Source organism: Kitasatospora sp. NPDC096077 (genome assembly GCF_040303245.1).
GTDB lineage: Bacteria > Actinomycetota > Actinomycetes > Streptomycetales > Streptomycetaceae > Kitasatospora.
Genome location: NZ_JBEOSV010000011.1, coordinates 21,592 through 42,567, shown reverse-complemented (window position 1 = coordinate 42,567; position 20,976 = coordinate 21,592). Strand labels below are relative to the sequence as shown.

Below are 20,976 nucleotides of genomic sequence, written 5' to 3'. Positions count from 1 at the left end.
GGTGCGGCCGGTACGGGACGACTAGCGCCGCTCGATCATCACATTGGTCGACTTGATGACCGCCGTGGCGGGGGCGCCCGGCACCAGGTCCAGCTCCTCCGCCGACTCCCGGCTGATCAGCGACACCACCCGGAACGGCCCGGCCTGGACCTCCACCTGCGCGGCCACGTCCCCGAGCCGCACCTCGGTGACGATCCCGGGGAAGCGGTTGCGCGCGGAGGACGGCCGGCCCTCCGCCTCGGCGATCTCCGGCCGGGCCAACTCCCGGGCGAAGGCGGCGAGTTCGGCGCCGGGGATGATCCGGTGCCCGTGCTCGTCCCGCACCGCGGCGAGCTTCCCGGCGTCCACCCAGCGACGCATGGTGTCCGCGCTGACGCCGAGCAGCGCCGCCGCCTCACCGATGCGGTACGGGTTGACCGGCACGTCGGGCTGGCCCATGTGCGACTCCTGACGGTGGTTCGAGGTACGGGGTACGTGCCCCCCGACCGCCATCCTGCCGTACCGGGGAGGGCGACAGAGACCTAGGGTTCCCCGAAGAGGTCCCGCCGCGCGGCGTCGCCCGCGGTGAGCACCGCCCCGGCGAGCACCGCGCCGCCGCCCGCCGTTCCGGCCCGGACCTCGGTGCGCAGCGGGGAGAGCCGGGCCAGCCGGCGTTCCACCCGGCCGGCCAGCTCGGCGCCGCCGGCCCGGCCGACCTCGCCCCCGAGCACCACACAGCCCGGGTCGAGCACCACGCAGACGGCGGCCGCGCCGAGCGCGATCCGCTCGGCCAGTTCGTCCAGGAAGGCCGCGCCGTCCGGCCCGGCGGCGAGGGCGGCGCGGACGGCGGCCTCGGCGGCGGGCGCGTCCCCGGCCGGGTCGGCGGGCAGCCCGTGGGCGCGGGCGAGCGCGCAGAGCGCGGCGCTGCCGACCAGGCCGTGGAAGCCGCCCTCGCAGCTGTCGGCGCTGGGCAGCCCGGTGGCGCCGGGGACGGGCAGGAAGCAGATCTCGCCGGTGCCGCCGGAGAAGCCGCGGCGCAGTCGCCCGTCCAGGACGACGGCGGCACCGACGCTGTGGCCCAGCCACAGCAGGACGAAGGTGTCGCGGTCCCGGGCGGCGCCGACCCGGTACTCGGCGCGGCCGGCCAGGTTGACCTCGTTCTCCAGGATCACGTCGGTGCCGGGCAGTGCTCTCAGCGCGGTGAGCAGTTCGGCGTGCCAGCCGGGGAGCTGGCCGGTGCTGTGCAGTCGGCCGGTGGCGGGGTCGACCAGGCCGGGGGCGCCGACCGCGACGGTGTGCAGCCGTTCGACGCCGGCCGCGCGGGCGGTGTCCAGCAGGGTGCGGACGATCGCCGGGGCGGTGTCGGGGGTGCCGGCGCCGTCGACCGGGATCTCGGCGGTGCCGAGGGTGCGCCCGGCGAGGTCGGCGACGACCAGGCTGACGCCGGCCTCGCGGACGTCGAAGGCGGCGAGGTGGGCCCGGGAGGCGACCAGCGCGTAGAGCCGGGCGTTGGGGCCGCGCCGCTGTTCGCCGCGTTCGCCGACGAGGGCGACCAGGCCGGTGCGCTGGAGGCGGTCGAGCAGGTCGGCGACGGTCGGCCGGGACAGGCCGGTGAGGTCGCGCAGCTCGGTCGCGGTCAGCGGGCCCTGTTCGAGCAGGAGGTTGAGCGCCAGCCGGTCGTTGATCGCCCGGGCGGTGCTCGGCGTGGCCGTACGCGCGGTGGTCATGGCCGATCATCCTTCCAGAGTGTTTCTATCAGGGTCCCTTCCTGATAGTTTATCCAACCGTTCGGACCATCCGCGGGAGGGAACGCCCATGCCAGCCAATGCCCTCGAACCACTCGCCGACCCCCGCCGCTCCCGACTGGGCATCGCGCTGGTCTTCGGCGTGCACGGCGCCGTCAGCGGCACCTTCGCCACCCGCATCCCGTGGCTCCAGGAGCGGCTGGACCTCTCCCCCGGGCAGCTCGGCCTCGCCCTGGTGATGCCGGCCGTCGGCTCCTCGCTGGCGATGCCGCTGGCCGGGCGCTTCGTCCACCGCTACGGCGGCCGGGCGGCGGTGCGCGGGCTGATCTCGCTCTGGTGCCTGGCCCTCGCCCTGCCCGCGCTCGCCCCCTCGCTGCCGGCGCTGTGCGCGGTGCTGCTGGTGTACGGCGCCACCGCGGGCATGGCGGACGTCGCGATGAACGCCCAGGGGGTGGAGATCGAGCAGCGGCTCGGCCGCTCGATCATGTCCGGGCTGCACGGGATGTGGAGCGCGGGCGGCCTGCTGGCCTCCGGCTTCGGCATCCTGGCCGCCCACCTCGCCCTCGACGCCCGGTTCCAACTCGCCGTCACCGCAATCGTGTTGGTCGTCCTGGCCCAGCCGGTCTGCCGGAGCCTGCCGGACCTGCGGGCCCCCGAGGAGGCGGAGGAGCCGCCGCGCTTCGCCCTGCCGCCGCGCAGCTCGCTGGTGATCGGACTGGTCGGCTTCTGCGCGGTGTTCGCCGAGGGCGCCTCGATGGACTGGAGCGGCGTCTACCTCAAGGACATCACCCACTCCTCCGCCACCGTCGCCGCCGCCTCCTACACCGCCTTCGCGCTCACCATGGCGGTCAGCCGGCTGGCCGGGGACGCGGTGATCCGCCGCCTCGGCGCCGTCCGCACCACCCGGCTGGGCGGCGCCGTCGCCACCCTCGGCGGCCTGCTGGTGGTGGCCGCCGACACCCCGGCACTGGCCGTCCCGGGCTTCGCCCTGATCGGCATCGGCATCGCGGTGATCGTCCCGCTCGCCTTCGCCGCCGCCGGACGGACCGGCGGCAACCCCAGCCAGGCCATCGCGGGCGTCGCCACCGTCACCTACACCTCCGGCCTGATCGCCCCCGCCGTGATCGGCGCCCTCGCCCAGGCCACCTCGCTGACCGTCTCCTTCGGCCTGGTCACCCTGCTCGCCCTCGCCCTGCTGCTGGGCGCCGGGGCACTGCGCCGGGCCGAACCGAACGCCCCGACCGAGGCCGCCGCCCCGACGGACCGCTCCCACACCCCGACCGAGGACTGCGCCACGAGTCGGCCGTGACCCCAGGGGCCGGCCCGAAAATTCCTTTGCCCGTAAGGGCGTTGCGATCCCACACTGACGGCATGCTCGGATTCGTACGGACCGACGACCAGGCCCTGGTCTCCTACCTGGGCGACCCCCAGCGCACCGTTGCCGCCTACCGGGAGCTGCTCCGGCGCGGGGCGGGCGCGCTCGACTCCATCCGGGCCGGGCTGGACGACCCTCGCGCGGCCGTCCGGGAGGGCTGCTGCCGGCTGCTGGACCACCTGGTCGACAGCGACTCCATGGACCGGCTGATCGCGATGGTCGACGACCCGGACGCCGGGGTGCGGATCGCCGCGTTCCACGCCCTGGCCTGCGACCGGTGCAAGGGCGACACCTGCGCGCCGGGCGCCGACCGGGTACTGGACCCGGCGCTGAGGCACCTGGCCGGGGACCCCGACCCGGCGGTCCGAGCCCGGGCGGCCGAGCTGGTCGGCAGGTTCGCCCACACCGACCCGCGCGCCGTGGCCGCCCTGGAGGCCGCCCACGGCGGCGACCCGAGCCCGGCGGTCCGCAAGAAGGCGGGCTGGTACGCCCCCGGCGGGACGATCCACCAACGGACCGCGCCGCGATCGGGGTAGCGGATCAGACCCCGCCGAGGCCGCCGTTCCCCTTGTCCTCCTCCCGGCGCCGGCGCTCCGCCAGCCCCCGGGCCTGCGAGGCCCGCCAGGCGGTCCTCAGCGGGTGCCCCGCCGGCAGCCCGTGGTACCCGCGCAGTGCGACCCGGCCCGGCACGTCCTGCCACCGGGGGTCCCGCCGGGCCAGGACGAGCACCCGCTCGCCCTGCGGCGTGGTCCGCCGGTCCTCCCCCTTGAGCGTCCGCTCGCCGACCAGCAGCACGAGCCCGGACAGCAGCACGAACGCCACGATCGGAAGCAGCACGTTGTGGTGCTCCCGCGCCACCCAGATCACGCTGACCGTTCCGAGCACCACGACCAGCGGAACGGCGCAACCACCCCACTCCACCGCCCGGTTGAGCTGTCGGCGCAGCTCCTCGTCGCGGAGCAGCCCGCGCTCCGCGAGCCCCCGGCGGACCTCCCGCAGCGCCGGCCGCCGACCCAACTCGGCCTCCACCGCGAGCAGATCGCCGCCCGGGCAGCTCTCCACCACGGTCGGTACGGCCGTGCGGAGGCCGTCGCCACCGGGCCGTTCCAGGACCGTCAGGCGACCGTCCGCACCGGCCGCCACGGCTCCGCGCTCCACCGCCTCGTACAGCAGCAGCTGCGCCGAGTGGCCCGCCGTCGCCGCCAGTTCCTCCAGCGTCAGCTCCGGCTTCGGCTCCGGCTTCGACTCCGACTCCGGCCCGGCACCGGCCCGCTCGGACCGGTACAGCTCCGCCCGCGCCGTCCGGTACCACAGCACCGTCCAGCCCAGGTACGCCGTCATGCCGACGAAGAGCACCAGGAACGCCGTCACGCCGCCACCCCCTCCACCCGGCCACCCAGTCTGGGGACGCCCGGCCCGCCCGGCAACTCCCCTGGTTTCAGCGGTGGTTCACGACTGGTTCAGGTACGCCAGCACCGCCCGCACCCGCCGGTTGGTGTCCTCGTCGTCGTCGATCCCGAGCTTGCCGAACATCGAGGTGGTGTACTTGCCGATCGCGCTGTCGCTGAGGAACAGCCGCCGGGCGACCGCCTGGTTGGACAGCCCCTCGGCCATCAGCCCCAGCACCTCGTACTCCCGCGCGGTGAGCTGGCCGAGCCCGCGCTCCGGCGGGCTCGCGGACAGCAGCTTGGCGATCACCGCCGGGTCCATCGCCGTGCCGCCCGCCGCGACCCGCTCCAGTGAGCCGATGAACTGGTCGGCGTCGAACACGCTCTCCTTCAGCAGGTACCCGACCCCGCCGGAGCCGTCGGCCAGCAACTCCCGCGCGTACAGCTGCTCGACGTGCTGGGACAGGATCAGCACCGGCAGCCCGGGCACCTCGCGGCGCGCCTCCAGCGCGGCCCGCAGGCCCTCGTCGGACTGGGTCGGCGGCATCCGGACGTCGACCACCGAGACGTCCGGACGGTGGGTCCGCAGCGCGTCGAGCGTCTCGGGCCCGGTGGCGGCGGTGGCCACCACCTCGTGCCCGCAGGCCTCGATCAGATGGACCATCCCGTCGCGCAGCAGGTAGAGGTCTTCGGCTACGAGGATTCGCATGGCACCGTCATCCTGACATTGGTCGGTCCGCCGGGCGGACTGGTGATCTCCAGGGAGCCGTCGAAGGCGTCCAGGCGGCGGCGCAGGCCCGCGAGCCCGCCGCCGGGCCGTTCCCGGACCCCGCCCGAGCCGTCGTCCTCGACCTCGACGACCAGCCCGAGTTCGTCCTGGCGGAAGGTCACTCCCGCCCGGGTCGCGCCGCCGTGCCGGACGGCGTTGGTGAGCAGCTCGGCGACGCCGAAGTAGACCGCGGACTCGATCGGCGCGTCCACCCGCACCGGGGCGGCGGCCTCGACGGTCACCGTCAGCCGCAGGTCCAGGGCCAGCGCGCGGACGGCGTCCACCAGCCCGCGTTCGGTCAGCACCGGCGGGCTGATCCCGTGGACCAGCTCGCGCAGTTCGGCCAGCGAGGCCCGGGCGCCGTCCTGGGCCTGCCGCATCAGCGCCTTGGCCCGCTCCGGGTCGCGCTCCACCAGCCGCTGCGCGGTGGCCAGCGACAGCCCGAGCGCCACCAGCCGGGCCTGGGCGCCGTCGTGCAGGTCCCGCTCGATCCGGCGGATCTCGGCGGCCTGGGCGACCGTGGCGTCCGCCCGCTGGGCGGTCAGCTCGGCCACCCGCTCGGCCAGCGCCATCGCCCGGGAGGGCCGCAGGAGGCGGACGGCCACCGGCACCACCACCCGCCAGGCGTACGGGGCGCAGCCCACGGCCAGCGGCAGGCCGAGCGCCCCGAGCAGCCGGGCGGGCCCCTCCGGCCGGGTCAGCGCGTAGCCGGCGGCGGCCAGCGCGGCCGGCGGCAGCGCGGCGACCGGGCCCGCGCCGAACGACGCGATCGCGACGAACCGCAGATCGCGCAGGTTGGCGGGGTCGCGCCAGCGGACCCGCCAGCGCTGGTCCATCAGCGCGTCCCGCCGGGTCCGCTCGTAGCCGAAGCCGTTCCACCAGTACCCGGTGGACATCCGGACCACCGGCGGCGCCTGCCGGTACCCGTCGGGCAGCACGGTGCCGTCCCAGCGGGCGACCAGGGCGCGCACGGCCCGGCACACCGGGCGGCACAGCGCGAGGGTGCCGGCGACCACCAGGACCAGCGGCAGCAGCCACGACCACGGGTTGGCCGGCCCCCAGTACCACCCGAGCGCCGCCGCGCCCGCCCAGCAGAGCGGGACCGCCAGGAGCACCGCCCCGACGGCGCACGCCCGCACGAATCCCACCGCGGCCCGCGCCGCCCACCTGCCCGAACGCCCCATGACCCTTCCCAGCCCCCGTCCCGCGTCGATGCCGCCACTGTGCACCACGCCGCTCCCCCGGCCGACCCGTTCGAGCGGGAAGTGTGGTTGGCCCCACCCGGGTGTGGGTCCAGCCGGACCCGGGGTCGTCGACGGACATCATGCCGATCATGATCACCGGCGTCGACTCCCGGCCCGGTCGGAGCCCGACCGCTCCCCGGCCCGGACCGGACCGCCGATCGGCCCGCGCCGGGGAGCGGTTAGGCTCGGCGCGTGTCCGCAGCCCTGACCACGCCCCCCGCGCCGAGCGCCACCGACCCGGCCGTCACCGACCCGGCCGCCGGTGGGACGGCCACCGGTGGGACGGCCGCCGCCGGGACGGCCGTCGGCGAGCCCGCGAAGCAGCGTTCGCCCTGGTGGCGCTTCGGCCTGCTGGTCGTCCTGCTGGGGGCGTGCGCCGGGTCGCTGCTGCTGTGGAGCCCGACCGAGCTGCTCTCCGGCGGACTCGCGGACCGGATGCCCGGGTACTGGTTCGCGCCGCTGTTCGCCGTCGTCTACGCCGTCGGCACGCTCGCCTTCGTACCCCGGCCCGCGCTGAACGCCCTCGCCGGGCTGCTGCTGGGCATCCAGCAGGGCGTGCTGCTCGCCGTGCTGGGCACCACCCTCGGCGCCGCGCTGGCCTTCGGCCTCGGCCGGGGGCTCGGCCGCCAGGCGCTGAAGCCGTACCTGCGCGGCAAGGTGCTCGGCGCCCTCGACCAGCGCTTCACCGACCAGGGCTTCCGCAGCGTGCTGGTGCTGCGGCTGCTGCCCGGCCTGCCGTTCCAGGCGGGCAACTACGGCGCGGCCTTCTCCGGGGTGCGCTTCCTCCCCTTCCTGTTCGCCACCGCGATCGGCGTGGTGCCGACCACCGCCGTGTACGTCGTCGCGGCGGCCAGCGCCGACCGACCGGGCTCGGCGGCGTTCCTGGTCTCCGCCGGGGTGATCGCCCTGCTGGTGCTGGGCAGCCTGGTCGGGCTCTGGCGGGCGGCGGCGGCCCGCCGCCGGGCCCGGACCGCCTGAGCACCGACCGGCCGCCGAGCACCGGCCCACCCGGCACACCAGCCCACCGGCCCACCCGAGAAATCGGTCGCACGCGGGAATCCCCCGGCGCGACGATGACCGGCATGACCGAACTCACTCCGCGGGTCGACCCGCCACTGGCCGCCGACGAGGCCGCCATGCTCACCTCCTGGCTCGACTTCCACCGCAGCACCCTCGCACTCAAGTGCGCGGGCCTCACCGACGACCAGCTGCGGCTGCGGTCCGTCCCGCCGTCCACGCTCTCGCTGCTCGGCCTGGTCCGGCACATGGCCGAGGTCGAACGGCACTGGTTCCAGGGCATCCTGCTCGGCGGGGAGGTCGCCACCGGCCACTACTGGACCGAGCAGGACCCGGACGGCGACTTCGACCACGTGGACACCGCCGACGCCGACGCCGACTTCGCCACCTGGCGCGCCGAGATCGAGGGCGCCCGCCGGGCCTCGGCCGGTCTGCCGCTGGACACGGTGGGCAAGCGGCTGCGCCGCGGCGAGGAAGTGACGCTCCGCTGGATCCTCGTGCACATGATCGAGGAGTACGCCCGGCACAACGGGCACGCGGATTTGCTGCGCGAACTGGTGGACGGTTCGACCGGCGAGTGAAATCGTTTCCGCATTGTTGACAGAAGGTCAATTACCCGGTGACCGCTACCGATATGGTCTACGCGCGCAACCGTACCGAGCCGCACCGCGTCGCTCTCTTGTGCCCGGGTTGACCCGGGTTTCCGACGCGGCACAACTCGCACGGGGGCCGCGAGCGGGCACGGGACCGGTGAACAGTGCGATACTCGGACAGTTCCGACGAGTGGATGACGTGTCAAAAAGGACACGCCACCCCCGGGGGACGAGGACGGGACGAGGCAGGGAGGCGCGGCATGGGAGCACTTCGCGACGAGCACCACAACGGGTGGCTGATGCCCTCCGGGAACTACCCGGCCGCGGTGTACGACGACGACGAGTGGGGAGATCGGGACACGGTTCCCGTCCCCTCGCCCGCGAAGATCGTCTCCCTGCGGCCGACGGGCTTCGAGGCGGCCCGCACGGTCGGTGAGCACATCCGGGCGAGCACCCCGGTGGTCATGGACCTCACCGAGATGAACGAGGCCGAGGCCAAGCGGATGGTCGACTTCGCCTCCGGCCTGATCTTCGGCACCCGGGGCGGCATCGAGCGGATCGCCCGCCGGGTCTTCCTGCTCACCCCGGCGGACGTCGAGGTGATGGTGATCGACCGCCCGCTCGACGAGACCGGGTTCTACAACCAGAGCTGACCGGCTCCACCCCGACCGGGGACGGCACCCGCCGTCCCCGGTTTTTTGCTGCCCGGAGGCCGGACGGCGAGGCCGCATGTGAGAGCCGGAGAAGTATTATGAGACACAGATGTCTCATCTGATCTACACTGGACTCATGGCCACCGACCGCGACACCGTACTCGAAGCCGCCGTCGGCGTGCTCTCCCGCCGCCCCGGCGCCCACCTGGACGAGATCGCCCGCGCCGCGCACATCAGCCGGGCCACCCTCCACCGGCTGTTCCCGGGGCGCGACGCCCTGATCCGCGAGGTCGGCCTGCTCGGCCTGCGGCGCTTCGCCACCGCCCTGGACACCGCCGCCATCGAACAGGACGACGCCCAGACGGCCCTGCGCCGACTGGTGGACGCCGCCGTCCCGGACGCCATGCTCTGCGCCTTCCTGGCCGGCGAGAACCAGCTCTACGAGAACGACGAGATCAACGACCTCTGGGAGGTCCAGATCGAACGGCTGCACGCGCTCTTCCTGCGCGGGCAGCGGGAGGGCGCCTTCCGGGTCGAACTCAGCGCCGCCTGGCTCAGCGAGGCCTTCTTCGACCTGGTGGCCGGCATCGGCTGGGCCATCCAGGACGGCCGGCTCGCCCCGCGCGACGCCGCCTTCTCGCTCGCCGAGCTGTTCCTCGGCGGCGCGCTGCGCCGACCGGACGCCCCCGTCCCCGTCCCCACCACCCGCACCGCCCCCCTCACCCACAGCACCTCGGACCGGAAACCGGAAACCGATACACCATGAGCAGCACCCCCGCCCTGACCGCCCGCCAGCGCTGGACCGGCCTCGCCGTCCTGGTCCTGGCCGTCACCGTGGTCGCCCTGGACGCGACCGTCCTGTCCCTCGCCATCCCCTCCATCAGCGAGACGCTGCACCCCAGCGGCACCCAGCTGCTCTGGATCGGCGACTCCTACTCCTTCGTGCTGGCCGGCCTGCTGGTCAGCATGGGCGCGCTGAGCGACCGGATCGGCCGCAAGAAGCTGCTGCTGATCGGCGCCACCGCGTTCGGCGCGGCCTCGCTGCTGGCCGCGTACGCGCCGAGCGCCGGCTGGCTGATCCTGGCCCGCGCGCTGCTCGGCGTCGCCGGAGCGACGATCATGCCCTCCACCCTCTCGCTGATCCGCAGCCTGTTCCCGGACGACCGGGAGCGGGCCACCGCGATCGGCATCTGGGGTGCGGCCGCCACCGCCGGCGCCGCGCTCGGCCCGGTGGTCGGCGGCGTGCTGCTGGGGCACTTCTGGTGGGGTTCGGTGTTCCTGCTGAACATCCCGGTGCTGCTCCTGCTGCTGGTGTTCGGTGCCTGGCTGCTGCCCGAGTCCAAGGACCCGAAGCCGGGCCGCTGGGACGTGCTGAGCGTGGTGCTCTCGCTGGCCGGTGTGATCGGGATGGTGTACGCGATCAAGGAGGGCGCCGCGCACGGCGTCGCCCGCTGGGACGTCCCGGTCACCTTCCTGCTCGGCGCCGCCGCGCTCACCCTGTTCGTCCGTCGCCAGCTGCGGCTGGAGACCCCACTGCTGGACGTCCGGCTGTTCCGCGACCCGCGGTTCACCGCCGCCGTCACGGCCTCGCTGATCTCCCTGGTCGGACTGTCCGGCGTGATCTTCGTGGTCTCCCAGTACCTCCAGCTGGTGCGCGGCTACCAGCCGCTCCAGGCCGGCCTGGCGGAGCTGCCGGCCTTCGCCGGCTCGGTCGCCGGCGGTCTGCTGACCGCCCGGATCGCCCGCCGCTTCGGCGCCCGCAAGGCGCTCACCGCCTGTCTGCTGGCGATGGGCCTCGCCACCGGCACCCTGGGCTGGCTGGGGCAGGACACCACCTACCTGCTGCTGGCGGTCGCCTTCCTGCTGGTCGGCACGGCCGAGGGCGTGGTCTACACGCTCGGCGCCGACCTGGTGCTGACCGCCGCGCCCGCCGACAAGGCCGGTGCCGCCTCGGCCGTCTCCGAGACGGCGTACGAGCTGGGCACCGCGCTCGGCATCGCGCTGGTCGGCTCGGTGGTCGGCTCGATCTACGCCGGCGGGCTGGCCGTCCCGGCCGGGACGGACCCGGCGGCCGCCGCCCGGGCCGGGGAGTCGCTCGGCGCGGCCGTGGAGACCGCCCACGGGCTGGCCCCGGAGCTGGCCCAGCCGCTGCTGGCGAGCGCCCGGGCCGCCTTCGTGGACGGCATGAACACCGCCGGGCTGCTCGCCGGGGCCCTGCTGGTGGCGGCGGCGCTGCTGGCCTGGCGCCTGCTGCGCGGACTGTCCGCCCCGACGGCGGGCGAGACCGCCGCACCCGTCGAGTCGCCGAAGGTGCACGCCTGACGATCACCCGCGAGAACGACCGTTCCCCTGAGGGGAGCGGTCGTTCTCGTCTGCGGAACGCCCGTTCCCGCCCTAGGAGGCCCCGAAGGGCAGTTCCAGCTCCGCCCAGACCACCTTGCCGTCCCGGGTCAGCCGGCTCCCCCAGCGCTGGGCCAGCTCGCTGACCAGGAACATCCCCCGCCCGCCCTCGTCCTGCTCGGCGAAGGGGCGCAGCTGCGGGGTCGAGCCACCGGCGTCGGAGACCTCGACGGTGAGCACCCGGTCGCGGAACAGCCGCAGCCGGCGCGGGGCCTCGGCGTGCAGCAGGGCGTTCGTGACCAGCTCGCTGACCAGCAGCTCGGCGTAGTCGGCGAGGGCGTTCAGGCCCCAGGAGTCCAGGGTGGCGCGGGTGAAGCGGCGGGCCTTGCCGGGCAGCTTGCCTCCACCGGTGAGCGGGAGGGTGGCGATCCGGTCGGCGGGCACCGGCAGCGCCCGGGCCATGATCATCGCGATGTCGTCCTCGGTGCCGTCGGTGACCAGCGCGCCGATCACGGCGTCGCAGCTCTCCTCCAGCGTCCGGCCGGGCCCGCCCAGGGTGCGGGCCAGCCGGTCGATGCCGTGGTCGAGGTCCTGGCCGCGCCGCTCGACCAGGCCGTCGGTGTAGAGGGCGAGCAGGCTGCCCTCGGGGAGGGTGAAGCCGATCGACTCGAAGGCGACCCCGCCGACGCCGAGCGGGACGCCGGGCGGCACCTCGATCCGGCGGGCGACGCCGTCGGTGCCGACCCGGACCGGCGGCAGGTGTCCGGCCGAGGCGACCTGGACGGTGCGCTCCAGCGGGTCGTAGACGGCGCAGATGCAGGTGGCGAACTGGCCCTCGCCGATCCCCGAGGCGGTCTCGTCCAGTCGGGTGAGCACCTGCTCGGGCGGCATGTCCAGGGTGGCCAGGGTGCGGGCGACGGTGCGCAACTGACCCATCGTGGCGGCGGCCCGGATGCCGTGGCCCATCACGTCGCCGACCACCAGGGCGACCCGCCCGCAGGACAGCGGCACCACGTCGAACCAGTCGCCGCCGACCTCGCTGACCACGCTGCTGGGCAGGTAGCGGTAGGCGATCTCCAGGCCGAGGGTGCGGTGGATCTCCTGCGGCAGCAGGCTGCGCTGCAGGGTGAGGGCGGTCTCCCGCTCCCGGCGGTAGAGCCGGGCGTTGTCCAGGGCCAGGGCGGTGCGGGCGACGAGTTCCTCGGCGAGCGCCACGTCGGCCTCGTTGAAGGGCTCGGGGTTGCGCATCCGGATGAACTCGGAGCCGCCGAGCACCATGCCCCGGGCGGTGATCGGCACCATCAGGTACGAGTGGATGCCGGCCGCGATCCCCGGGGCGACCCGGTCCTCGCTGGAGACCAGCCCGCGCAGCACCTCCTCGTCCACGTGGGCGCGCAGCAACGGGCGGCCGCTGCGCAGGCACTGGGTGTAGCTGCGGTCGGGGGTGTACTCGGAGGTCTCGCCGACGGCGTCGACGGCATGCGCGAGGCCGGTCTCGTACTCCTCCCCGACGGCGACGGCGCGCAGCGTGACGGACCGGTCGGCGGGGATCGGGGTGGGCTCGGCGCCGCGCAGCACCGGTTCCAGCAGGTCGACGGTGGCGAAGTCGGCGAACCGGGGGACGACCGCCTCGATCAGCTCCTCGGCGGTGCGCTGGAGGTCGAGGGTGGTGCCGATCCGGGCGGTGGCCTCGGCGATGGTGGCCAGTCGTTCCTGGGCCCGGGAGGCCCGGGCCTCGGCCTGGAAGCGCTCGGTGACGTCGATGATCGAGGAGCAGACGCCGAAGACCCGGCCGGTGGAGTCCTCCAGCCGGAAGTAGGAGGCGGACCAGGCCCGGTCCCGCCTGGGGTCGCCCGGGACGCGGCCGTGCGAGCGGGCGTCCACCACGGGCTTGCCGGTCTTGAGGACCTGCCGCATGGTCTGTTCGATCTCGGCGCTGTTGATGCCGGGCAGGACGGCGGATATCCGGCGGCCGAGGTGGGCGGCGACCGGGACGCCGTTCATCCGGGCCAGCGCCTCGTTGATCCGGACGTAGCGCAGGTCGCTGTCGTAGACGGCCATGCCGATCGGGGAGCGGCCGAAGATGCCGTCCAGGACGGCGAGGTCGGCCTCGATGGCGTGGATGGCCCGGGTGTCGGAGGCGGTGGCGAGCAGCAGCAGGGTGCCGGTCGGTCCGGCGATCGGGTAGGTGCGGAACTCCAGCTCGACCTTGTGGCCGTCGCGGTGGCGGACCGGGAAGACGAAGGAGGTGTCGGTGCCGGTGAGGATCCGCTGGAAGATCGCGAGCACGTCGGCGCGGTCGCTCTCGTCGGTGAGCAGTCGGGCGGCGTAGCTGCCGATCGCCTCTTCGGCGGTGTAGCCGAGCAGGACCTCGGCGTCCTCGCTCCAGTGCAGGATCAGACCGTCGCCCTGGACCAGGACCGTGGCGAGCGGGACGAGTCGGTGGCCCTCCGGGCGTGCGGGGTCACCGTCCGGCGCGGGGCCGGTGTCGGTCGCGTCCCACTCTTCTCTGTGCATTCAGGCAGCACCCCGGTTCGGCTCGGGCCCGGCCGGGTGGGCCTCGCGGTCGGTGCCGGCCGGGGTTCTTCTCCAGACTGCCCGGACATCGGCCGCCCGGCGACCCCTTGGTCAGGGGGCGTCCGGTCGCTCGGGTGTACGGGCGTCATGGGCGTACCGGCCGCAGCGTACTCTCCAGAACGCCCGCCCACTGCCGGATCACCCCGGAACGTCGAAGGCTGTCGTCCGTGAGCAGATTGGCCAGGCCGAGGCCGCGGGCGAGGTCGAGGGTGGCCTGCACCGATTCGCGCACACCCGGGCGGGTCTCGTCGGCGTCCAGGAACTCCACGGCGGCCCGGTGGGCCTCCCGGCCGACGTGTCCCTCCAGGGCGACGATCCGCTCGCGCAGGGCCTCCTCGGTGGCGGCGGCGGTCCACAGGTGCAGGGCCGCGCGGAACAGCGGGCCGGTGTAGAGGCGGACGATCATGTCGACCACGGCCAGGGTGCGGTCGGGGCCGGCGGCCGGCAGGTCGTCCGCGTGGGCGCGGACGGCTGCCAGCCGCTCGGCGGTGACCTGTTCGACGGCCGCGGTGAAGAGGTCCTCGCGGGTCGGGAAGTGGTGCTGGGCGGCGCCCCGGGAGACGCCGGCCCGTTCGGCGACCACGGTGACGGTGGAGCCCTGCCAGCCGAGCTCGGCCAGGCAGTCCACGGCGGCCGCGAGCAGCCGGGCCCGGGTCGCGCGGCTGCGGTCCTGCTGGGGGGTGCGGACGGCGGGGTGGCTGGTCATGGCGGGTGGCGGTTCCTGTATCGACGAGGTCTGTTCCGGTCGGGGCGCGGCGGGTCGATCCTCACAGACCGGCCGCGGTCTTCGGCCGCCGGGTGGGTCCTGTGCGCTCAGGAGGCGGCCCCGGTGCGGGAGGCCTCGCGGGCGCGCAGTTCGCGGCGGAGGATCTTGCCGGCCGCGGACTTGGGGACGGCGTCCACGAACTCCACCGCGCGCACCTTCTTGTACGGGGCGACCTGCCCGGCCACGTAGCCGGTGACCTCCTCCGCGGTCAGGCCGCTGCCCGGGGTGCGGACCACGAAGGCCTTGGGGCACTCCGTCCCGTCGGCGTCCCGGACGCCGATCACGGCGGCGTCGGCGATCTGCGGGTGGCCGAGCAGCACGGCCTCCAGCTCGGCGGGGGCGACCTGGTAGCCCTTGTACTTGATCAGCTCCTTCACCCGGTCGACGACGTACAGGTAGCCGCGCTCGTCCACGTAGCCGATGTCGCCGGTGTGCAGCCAGCCCTCGGCGTCGACCATGGCGGCGGTCTCGGAGGGGCGTCCGAAGTAGCCCTTCATCACCTGCGGGCCGCGGATCAGCAGTTCGCCCTGCTCGCCGGGGCCGAGGTCGTCGGCTGAGCCGTCCAGGGCGGCCACCCGCAGTTCGGTGGAGGCGATCATCCGGCCGACCGAGCCGGGCGCGGGGTCGGCCTCGGTCGGCGAGACCACGTGGGTGACCGGGGACAGCTCGGTCATCCCGTAGCCCTGGAGCAGGTGCGGCAGGCCCAGCCGGCGGGCGCAGGCGTCGGCGAGGGCCTGGTCCAGCGGGGCGGCCGCGCAGAGCAGGTACTCGACGGAGGAGAGGTCGAAGCTCTCCACCACGGGGTGCTTGGCCAGGGCGAGGACGATGGGCGGGGCGACCACCAGGCCCTGTACCCGGTGCTGCTCGATGGTGCGGCAGAACTGCTCCAGGTCGAAGCGGGGCAGCACGACCACGGTGGCGCCGCACCGCAGCGGCTGGTTGAGCAGGGCCGTCAGGCCGTAGATGTGGAAGAAGGGGAGGACGGCGAGCACCCGCTCGCCGACCGACGGGCGGTAGAGGGCGTCGGTCTGGGCGAGGTTGGTGGCGATCGAGCGGTGGGTGAGCATCACGCCCTTGGGCAGTCCGGTGGTGCCGCTGGAGTAGGGCAGGACGGCGACGTCCTCGCCGGGGGTGATGGCGGGCTCGGGGGCGGGGCCGGTGGTGGCGAGCAGGTCGGCGAGCGAACGGTGGCCCTCGGCGCCGTCCAGGACGATGATCTCGGTCAGCGGGCGGCCGGCCCCGGCCAGTTGCTCGGCGGCGGTGCGGGCGGTCGGCAGGAACGGGGAGACGGTGATCAGCCAGCGGGCGGCGCTGTCCGCGAGTTGGCCGGCCAGTTCGCCGGGGGTGCACAGCGAGGACACCGTGGTGACGGTGGCGCCGGCCCGGGTGGCGCCGTAGTAGGCCATCGGGTAGACGACCGTGTTGGGGCTGAACAGGGCCACCACGTCGCCCTTGCGCACCCCTGCCTCGGCCAGCGCGGCGGCGACCCGCTCGACGGCGGCGGCGAGCCTCGCGTAGCTGACCTGCTCCCCGGTGAGGCCGTCGATCAGGGCCGGCCGGTCGCCGTACCCGGCGGCGGCGGCGAGTACCGCGTCATGGATCGGCAGGTCGATGACGGGGACGTCCGGGAACTCGCTTCGGAACACCAAGGTATGCCTCCAGTAAGGAAGTTGACGTCGCAACTAAACCGGGCGGGGGGTGGTACGGGGTGCGTTCAGGAGCATACGGACAGTAGGGGAGGGGGCTGGGCCATTGTGGGGAACCGGGGGCGGAGCACGCGTGGCACAGTTGCTCCGCGGGGCGCCCGACCGGACGGTGTTGCACCACGGCCGCCCGCCCCCTGGCGCGGCCCAGGACCCTGGAGCAACCCCCGTGAGAGCCACCTCCCCCGCCCTGCCGTCCGCCCGCCGCCTGGTCGCCGCCGCCGCGGCGGCCGCCGCGATCGCCCTCGGCACGGCGCCGGTCGCGCAGGCCGCGCCGGGTGACAACGGCGACGTCAAGGTGCACGACAGCACCACTCCGGTGAGCAGCCAGAACGACGACCCGAAGGTCTGCAGGTTCTACTTCGACGCCTTCAACTTCGACACCGTCCAGCAGGTCAACTGGACCGTCGAGCAGCAGCCGCCGACCGGCACCGCCCAGGTGCTGTCCGGCTCCATCACCCTGGTCGGCGGAACCGGCGCCACCGGGCTGTTCAGCCTCCCGGACGGGCACTACAAGCTCGAATGGACGTTCGTCGGGGAGAACGGCAACGCGAAGCAGAAGGTCTTCGACGTCTCCTGCGCCACCTCCTCGCCGTCGCCCTCGGGCTCGCCCTCGTCCTCGCCGTCCGGTTCACCCTCGCCCTCCTCCTCTCCCTCGTCCTCGCCGTCCGGCTCCACCAGCCCCTCGGTCTCGCCCTCCGGCTCGCCGTCCCCGGGCCACTCCCCGAGCGTCTCGCCCAGCGGCGGGCCGCACGGCGGGGTGGGCACCGGTGGCGGAGGCACCTCCGGCGGCTCCGGGACGGCCGCCGTCGAGGTGATCGGCGGCCTCGCGCTGGTCGTCGGCGCCGGCGGACTGGGCATCCGCGCGATGCGCCGCCGCCCCGGGCGCAATGCCGAGTCCTGACCGGCCCACCCGAGCGCCGAGCGGCGGCTCCGGCCCCTGGCGGGCCGGGGTCGCCGCGCTGGCGCTGGCCGCCTGCGGCGCCTGGCTGGTCCACGACGGCAGCACCGGAGGGACCGGACCGCCGCTGCCGCCCGCACCCAGCGCCGCGGCCGCCACCGGGCCGACCCCGGCGGCGCCCGCCACCGGCGCGGCACCCGCCCGTCCCCCGCTGCCGGCCTCGGTGCCGACCCGGATCCGGATCCCCGCGATCAAGGTCGACGCCCCGCTGACCGGACTCGGGCTGACCGCCGCCCGGCAGCTGAACACCCCGCCGATGGACCAGCGCAACCTGGTCGGCTGGTACCGGGACGGCAGCACGCCCGGGGCCGCCGGGAACGCCCTGCTGGTCGGGCACGCCGACAACCACAGCGGACCGGCGGTGTTCTACCGGCTCGGGCTGCTGCGCCCGGGCGACACCGTCGAGGTGACCCGCCGCGACCGGCGCACCGCGGTGTTCACCGTCGACCAGGTCCGGGTCTTCCCCAAGCGGGACTTCCCGGACGCCCTGGTCTACGGCGCCACCGAGCGGGCCGAGCTGCGGCTGATCACCTGCGGCGGGAAGTTCGACCGGCGCACCGGGTACGAGTCCAACACCGTGGTGTTCGCCCACCTGTCGGCCGTGCGCTGAGGCCTGCCGGAGGGTCCGCCACCGGCGGATCCGTCAGTAGGACTTGGGCAGGCCCAGGGTGTGCTGGGCGACGTAGTTGAGCACCATCTCCCGGCTGACCGGGGCGACCCGGCCGACCCGGGTGGCGGCCAGCAGGGCGCCCAGCCCGTACTCCTGGGTCAGGCCGTTGCCGCCGAGGGTCTGCACCGCCTGGTCGACGGTGCGGGCGGCGGCCTCCCCGGCGGCGTACTTGGCCATGTTGGCGGCCTCCCCGGCGGCCTGGTCCTCGCCCGCGTCGTAGAGCAGCCCGGCCTTCTGGGTCATCAGCCGGGCCAGCTCGATCTCCACCGCGCACTGGGCCAGCGGGTGCGCCAGGCCCTGGTGGGCGCCGATCGGGGTGGACCAGACGGTACGGGTCTTCGCGTACTCCACCGCCTTGCCGAGCGCCTGGCGGGCCAGGCCGAGCGAGAACGCGGCGGTCAGGATGCGCTCCGGGTTGAGGCCCGCGAACAGCTGGAGCAGGCCGGCGTTCTCGTCCCCCACCAGGGCGTCGGCGGGCAGCCGGACGTCGTCCAGGAAGACCTGGAACTGCTTCTCGGGGGCGACCAGTTCCATCGGGATCGCCCGGTACTCGAAGCCGGGGGTGTCGCAGGGGACGACGAACAGACAGGGCTTGAGCTTGCCGGTCCGAGCGTCCTCGGTGCGGGCGACGAAGAGCACGGCGTCCGAGTGGTCGATGCCGGAGACGAACACCTTGCGGCCGGTCAGCAGCCAGTCCTCGCCGTCCCGGCGGGCGACCGTGGAGATCCGGTGCGAGTTGCTGCCCGCGTCCGGCTCGGTGATGCCGAAGGCCATCTTGCGGCTGCCGTCGGCGAGTCCGGGCAGCCAGCGCCGCTTCTGCTCCTCGGTGCCGTAGCGGGCGATCACCGTGCCGCAGATCGCCGGGGAGACGATCAGCAGCAGCAACGGGCAGCCGGCGGCGCCCAGTTCCTCCAGGACGATGGCGAGGTCGCTGATGCCGCCGCCCCCGCCGCCGTACCCGGCGGGCAGGTTGACGCCCAGGTAGCCGGCCTTGCCGGCCTCCGCCCAGAGCTCCTCGGCGGGCTCGCCGGCCCGGGCCTTGGCGAGGTAGTAGGCGGAGCCGTAGCGGCGGCCGAGGTCGCCGACGGCCTGGCGCAGGGCGGTGCGTTCGGGGGTTTCGAGGAGCTGACTGCCGATGGACGCCATGCGTGGTCCTTCCGCTGTGCGGGTGGGCGGGCGGTGCTCGGGCGGGCGATGCTCGGGCGGGTGGGGCTCGGGCGGGCGGTGCTCGGGCGGGCGGGGTTCAGGACTCTTCGGGGGACTTGACGACGGCGAGCAGGGCGCCGAGCCGGACCTGCTCGCCCGGGGCGACCCGCAGTTCGACCAGGACGCCGTCGGCGGGGGCGGTGACGCGGTGCTCCATCTTCATCGCCTCCAGCACCAGCAGCGGCTGACCGGCGGTGACGGTGTCGCCGACGGCGGCGCCGGTGCGCAGCACGGTGCCCGGCATCGGGGCGAGCAGGGCGCCCGGATCGGTCCGGTCGGCGGGGTCGGGGAAGCGGGGCAGGACGGTCAGCGCGGTACTGCCGGTCGGGCTGTCGACGTACACCCGGTCGCCGTAGCGGGCGACGTCGTAGCGGCGCCGGACCTCGCCCTCCCGGAGGACCACGAAGTCCGGTGCGACGTCGAGGAGTTCGACGTCCGGGTGGTCGGCGGACTCCAGGCCGGCCCGGGTCCGGCGGTAGCGGACCGCCAACTCCCCTCCGTCGGCGGTCCGGTAGCGCTTGGCCTGGGGCTGGGAGGGCAGGTTGCGCCAGCCGGAGGGCAGCGCGGTGCCGCGGGCGGCGGCGTCGGCGAGGGCGGCGGCCAGCGCGGCCCGCCCGGCTCCCCCGGGGTCGGGCGCGGTGAGGTCGGCGGCGTGCTCGGCGAGGAAGCCGGTGTGCAGGCGTGCGGCCAGGAAGGCCGGGTGGCGCAGCGCCCGGACCAGCAACTCCCGGTTGGTGGCGGGCCCGTGGATCCGGGCCCGGGCGAGCGCATCGGCCAGTCGGCGGGCGGCGGCGGCACGGGTGGGGGCCCGGACGATCACCTTGGCGAGCATCGCGTCGTAGTGCGGGGTGATCTCGCCGCCGGCCTCCACCCCGGAATCCAGCCGCACCCCGGAGTCCTGGCGGCCGCCGGAACCACCGAACTCGCCGTGTTCCACGGTGAGTTCGATCCGGTGCAGGGTGCCGGTGGCGGGCTGCCAGTCCTTCGCCGGGTCCTCGGCGTACAGCCGGGCCTCGATCGCATGGCCGGTGCTCGGCGGCGGGGTCGCCGCGGGCAGCTCCTCCCCCTCGGCGACGGCGAGTTGGAGGGCGACCAGGTCCAGGCCGGTGACCGCCTCGGTGACCGGGTGCTCGACCTGGAGGCGGGTGTTCATCTCCAGGAAGAAGAACCGGCCGTCCTCGGCGAGCAGGAACTCGGCGGTGCCGGCGCCGACGTAGCCGATCGCCCGGGCGGCGCTGACCGCCGCCTCGTGCAGGGCGGCCCGGACGGCCGCGGGCAGGCCGGGGGCCGGGGCCTCCTCGATCACCTTCTGGTGCCGGCGCTGCAGCGAGCAGTCGCGGTCGCCGACCGCCCACACGGTGCCGTGGGCGTCGGCCAGCAGCTGGACCTCGACGTGCCGGCCGGTGGGCAGGTAGCGCTCGCAGAACACCTCGTCGGAGCCGAAGGCCTTGGCCGCCTCGGCCCGGGCGGAGGCGAGCGCGGCCGGGAGGTCCGCGAGCCGCTCGACCACCCGCATGCCGCGGCCGCCGCCGCCCGCCGCGGCCTTGACCAGCACCGGCAGGTCGGCCTCGGCGGGCTCGGCGAGCGCGCCCAGCACGGGCACCCCGGCACCGACCATCAACCGCTTGGCGGCGGTCTTGGAGCCCATCGCCGCGATCGCCTCCGGCGGCGGGCCGATCCACACCAGGCCGGCGTCCAGCACCGCACGGGCGAACTCGGCGCTCTCGGAGAGGAATCCGTAGCCCGGGTGGACGGCGTCCGCCCCGGCCTGGAGGGCGGCCCGGACGATCAGCCCGCCGCGCAGATAGGTGTCGGCGGGCGCGGCCCCGGGCAGCCGGACGGCGGCGTCGGCCTCCCGGACGTGCGGGGCGGCGGCGTCCGGGTCGGAGTGCACGGCGGTGGTCGCGATGCCGAGCTCCCGGCAGGTGCGGAACACCCGGCGGGCGATCTCGCCCCGGTTGGCGACCAGGACATTGGTGATCATCATCTG

The 20,976-nt window shown here is 74.9% G+C and carries 19 protein-coding genes; 9 read left to right on the top strand and 10 right to left on the bottom strand.

Annotated features, from left to right (window positions below; translation table 11 throughout):
• Positions 1-21: 21 nt before the first annotated feature.
• Together ABTZ03_RS13405 and ABTZ03_RS13400 are read right to left on the bottom strand one after the other, a co-directional pair.
• On the bottom strand, positions 22-438 hold the full coding sequence (locus ABTZ03_RS13405) for a TOBE domain-containing protein (protein ID WP_350513050.1): 417 nt from the start codon (positions 436-438) through the stop codon (positions 22-24).
• Between the two features lie 83 nt (positions 439-521).
• Positions 522-1,706, bottom strand: a complete 1,185-nt coding sequence (locus tag ABTZ03_RS13400) for an ROK family transcriptional regulator (protein WP_350513049.1) — start codon at positions 1,704-1,706, stop codon at positions 522-524.
• 88 nt (positions 1,707-1,794) lie between these two features.
• Here ABTZ03_RS13400 and ABTZ03_RS13395 point away from each other — a divergent pair, with 88 nt between their 5' ends.
• Both ABTZ03_RS13395 and ABTZ03_RS13390 read left to right on the top strand, forming a co-directional pair.
• A complete protein-coding gene (locus ABTZ03_RS13395) occupies positions 1,795-3,033 on the top strand; it encodes an MFS transporter (protein ID WP_350513048.1) in 1,239 nt (412 codons plus the stop codon).
• Positions 3,034-3,095: 62 nt separating this feature from the next.
• Positions 3,096-3,635: a HEAT repeat domain-containing protein gene (locus tag ABTZ03_RS13390; RefSeq protein ID WP_350513047.1), complete on the top strand. Its 540-nt coding sequence runs from the start codon at positions 3,096-3,098 to the stop codon at positions 3,633-3,635.
• Positions 3,636-3,639: 4 nt separating this feature from the next.
• On the opposite strand, the gene ABTZ03_RS13385 is transcribed toward ABTZ03_RS13390, so the two are convergent.
• The 3 genes from ABTZ03_RS13385 to ABTZ03_RS13375 all read right to left on the bottom strand — a co-directional run bounded on the left by ABTZ03_RS13385 (position 3,640) and on the right by ABTZ03_RS13375 (position 6,440).
• Positions 3,640-4,470, bottom strand: a complete 831-nt coding sequence (locus ABTZ03_RS13385; RefSeq protein ID WP_350513046.1) for a TIGR04222 domain-containing membrane protein — start codon at positions 4,468-4,470, stop codon at positions 3,640-3,642.
• A gap of 78 nt (positions 4,471-4,548) precedes the next feature.
• A complete protein-coding gene (locus ABTZ03_RS13380) occupies positions 4,549-5,196 on the bottom strand; it encodes a response regulator transcription factor (RefSeq protein ID WP_350513045.1) in 648 nt (215 codons plus the stop codon).
• Positions 5,181-6,440: a sensor histidine kinase gene (locus ABTZ03_RS13375; RefSeq protein WP_350513044.1), complete on the bottom strand. Its 1,260-nt coding sequence runs from the start codon at positions 6,438-6,440 to the stop codon at positions 5,181-5,183. The genes ABTZ03_RS13380 and ABTZ03_RS13375 overlap by 16 nt, the downstream gene beginning before the upstream one ends.
• A gap of 252 nt (positions 6,441-6,692) precedes the next feature.
• On the opposite strand from ABTZ03_RS13375, the gene ABTZ03_RS13370 reads away from it, so the two are divergent.
• The 5 genes from ABTZ03_RS13370 to ABTZ03_RS13350 all read left to right on the top strand — a co-directional run bounded on the left by ABTZ03_RS13370 (position 6,693) and on the right by ABTZ03_RS13350 (position 11,085).
• On the top strand, positions 6,693-7,478 hold the full coding sequence (locus ABTZ03_RS13370) for a TVP38/TMEM64 family protein (protein ID WP_350513043.1): 786 nt from the start codon (positions 6,693-6,695) through the stop codon (positions 7,476-7,478).
• Between the two features lie 104 nt (positions 7,479-7,582).
• Positions 7,583-8,098, top strand: coding sequence for a DinB family protein (locus ABTZ03_RS13365; protein ID WP_350513042.1), 516 nt, complete (start codon positions 7,583-7,585; stop codon positions 8,096-8,098).
• A gap of 272 nt (positions 8,099-8,370) precedes the next feature.
• Complete coding sequence (locus ABTZ03_RS13360) at positions 8,371-8,763, top strand: cell division protein SepF (protein ID WP_350513041.1); 393 nt, start codon at positions 8,371-8,373, stop codon at positions 8,761-8,763.
• Positions 8,764-8,899: 136 nt separating this feature from the next.
• Positions 8,900-9,529 carry a TetR/AcrR family transcriptional regulator gene (locus ABTZ03_RS13355; protein WP_350513040.1) on the top strand — a complete coding sequence of 210 codons (630 nt, stop codon included), beginning with the start codon at positions 8,900-8,902 and terminating at the stop codon, positions 9,527-9,529.
• Positions 9,526-11,085: an MFS transporter gene (locus ABTZ03_RS13350; RefSeq protein ID WP_350513039.1), complete on the top strand. Its 1,560-nt coding sequence runs from the start codon at positions 9,526-9,528 to the stop codon at positions 11,083-11,085. Before ABTZ03_RS13355 ends, ABTZ03_RS13350 begins: the two co-directional genes overlap by 4 nt.
• Before the next feature lie 72 nt (positions 11,086-11,157).
• Here ABTZ03_RS13350 and ABTZ03_RS13345 read toward each other — a convergent pair whose 3' ends face one another.
• The 3 genes from ABTZ03_RS13345 to ABTZ03_RS13335 all read right to left on the bottom strand — a co-directional run bounded on the left by ABTZ03_RS13345 (position 11,158) and on the right by ABTZ03_RS13335 (position 16,095).
• The gene (locus ABTZ03_RS13345) at positions 11,158-13,620 is read right to left on the bottom strand and encodes a SpoIIE family protein phosphatase (protein WP_350513038.1); all 2,463 of its coding nucleotides are present in this window, start codon (positions 13,618-13,620) and stop codon (positions 11,158-11,160) included.
• A gap of 145 nt (positions 13,621-13,765) precedes the next feature.
• Positions 13,766-14,386, bottom strand: a complete 621-nt coding sequence (locus ABTZ03_RS13340; protein WP_350513037.1) for a TetR/AcrR family transcriptional regulator — start codon at positions 14,384-14,386, stop codon at positions 13,766-13,768.
• 107 nt (positions 14,387-14,493) lie between these two features.
• Positions 14,494-16,095 carry an AMP-binding protein gene (locus ABTZ03_RS13335; RefSeq protein WP_350513036.1) on the bottom strand — a complete coding sequence of 534 codons (1,602 nt, stop codon included), beginning with the start codon at positions 16,093-16,095 and terminating at the stop codon, positions 14,494-14,496.
• Positions 16,096-16,318: 223 nt separating this feature from the next.
• On the opposite strand from ABTZ03_RS13335, the gene ABTZ03_RS13330 reads away from it, so the two are divergent.
• Both ABTZ03_RS13330 and ABTZ03_RS13325 read left to right on the top strand, forming a co-directional pair.
• Positions 16,319-17,053, top strand: a complete 735-nt coding sequence (locus ABTZ03_RS13330; protein ID WP_350513035.1) for a hypothetical protein — start codon at positions 16,319-16,321, stop codon at positions 17,051-17,053.
• A complete protein-coding gene (locus ABTZ03_RS13325; protein ID WP_350513034.1) occupies positions 17,040-17,720 on the top strand; it encodes a class F sortase in 681 nt (226 codons plus the stop codon). Before ABTZ03_RS13330 ends, ABTZ03_RS13325 begins: the two co-directional genes overlap by 14 nt.
• A gap of 33 nt (positions 17,721-17,753) precedes the next feature.
• Here ABTZ03_RS13325 and ABTZ03_RS13320 read toward each other — a convergent pair whose 3' ends face one another.
• Together ABTZ03_RS13320 and ABTZ03_RS13315 are read right to left on the bottom strand one after the other, a co-directional pair.
• Positions 17,754-18,926, bottom strand: a complete 1,173-nt coding sequence (locus tag ABTZ03_RS13320) for an acyl-CoA dehydrogenase family protein (protein ID WP_350513033.1) — start codon at positions 18,924-18,926, stop codon at positions 17,754-17,756.
• Positions 18,927-19,023: 97 nt separating this feature from the next.
• On the bottom strand, positions 19,024-20,970 hold the full coding sequence (locus ABTZ03_RS13315; RefSeq protein ID WP_350513191.1) for an acetyl/propionyl/methylcrotonyl-CoA carboxylase subunit alpha: 1,947 nt from the start codon (positions 20,968-20,970) through the stop codon (positions 19,024-19,026).
• Positions 20,971-20,976 lie beyond the last annotated feature (6 nt).

Excerpts from the sequence above, each read along its gene's own strand:
- ABTZ03_RS13345 (WP_350513038.1), bottom strand. The coding sequence starts at position 13,620 with ATGCACAGAGAAGAGTGGGACGCGACCGACACCGGCCCCGCGCCGGAC.
- ABTZ03_RS13340 (WP_350513037.1), bottom strand. The coding sequence starts at position 14,386 with ATGACCAGCCACCCCGCCGTCCGCACCCCCCAGCAGGACCGCAGCCGC.
- ABTZ03_RS13360 (WP_350513041.1), top strand. The coding sequence starts at position 8,371 with ATGGGAGCACTTCGCGACGAGCACCACAACGGGTGGCTGATGCCCTCC.
- ABTZ03_RS13320 (WP_350513033.1), bottom strand. The coding sequence starts at position 18,926 with ATGGCGTCCATCGGCAGTCAGCTCCTCGAAACCCCCGAACGCACCGCC.
- ABTZ03_RS13325 (WP_350513034.1), top strand. The coding sequence starts at position 17,040 with ATGCCGAGTCCTGACCGGCCCACCCGAGCGCCGAGCGGCGGCTCCGGC.
- ABTZ03_RS13315 (WP_350513191.1), bottom strand. The coding sequence starts at position 20,970 with ATGATCACCAATGTCCTGGTCGCCAACCGGGGCGAGATCGCCCGCCGG.
- ABTZ03_RS13380 (WP_350513045.1), bottom strand. The coding sequence starts at position 5,196 with ATGCGAATCCTCGTAGCCGAAGACCTCTACCTGCTGCGCGACGGGATG.
- ABTZ03_RS13400 (WP_350513049.1), bottom strand. The coding sequence starts at position 1,706 with ATGACCACCGCGCGTACGGCCACGCCGAGCACCGCCCGGGCGATCAAC.
- ABTZ03_RS13375 (WP_350513044.1), bottom strand. The coding sequence starts at position 6,440 with ATGGGGCGTTCGGGCAGGTGGGCGGCGCGGGCCGCGGTGGGATTCGTG.
- ABTZ03_RS13350 (WP_350513039.1), top strand. The coding sequence starts at position 9,526 with ATGAGCAGCACCCCCGCCCTGACCGCCCGCCAGCGCTGGACCGGCCTC.
- ABTZ03_RS13395 (WP_350513048.1), top strand. The coding sequence starts at position 1,795 with ATGCCAGCCAATGCCCTCGAACCACTCGCCGACCCCCGCCGCTCCCGA.
- ABTZ03_RS13355 (WP_350513040.1), top strand. The coding sequence starts at position 8,900 with ATGGCCACCGACCGCGACACCGTACTCGAAGCCGCCGTCGGCGTGCTC.
- ABTZ03_RS13390 (WP_350513047.1), top strand. The coding sequence starts at position 3,096 with ATGCTCGGATTCGTACGGACCGACGACCAGGCCCTGGTCTCCTACCTG.
- ABTZ03_RS13405 (WP_350513050.1), bottom strand. The coding sequence starts at position 438 with ATGGGCCAGCCCGACGTGCCGGTCAACCCGTACCGCATCGGTGAGGCG.
- ABTZ03_RS13365 (WP_350513042.1), top strand. The coding sequence starts at position 7,583 with ATGACCGAACTCACTCCGCGGGTCGACCCGCCACTGGCCGCCGACGAG.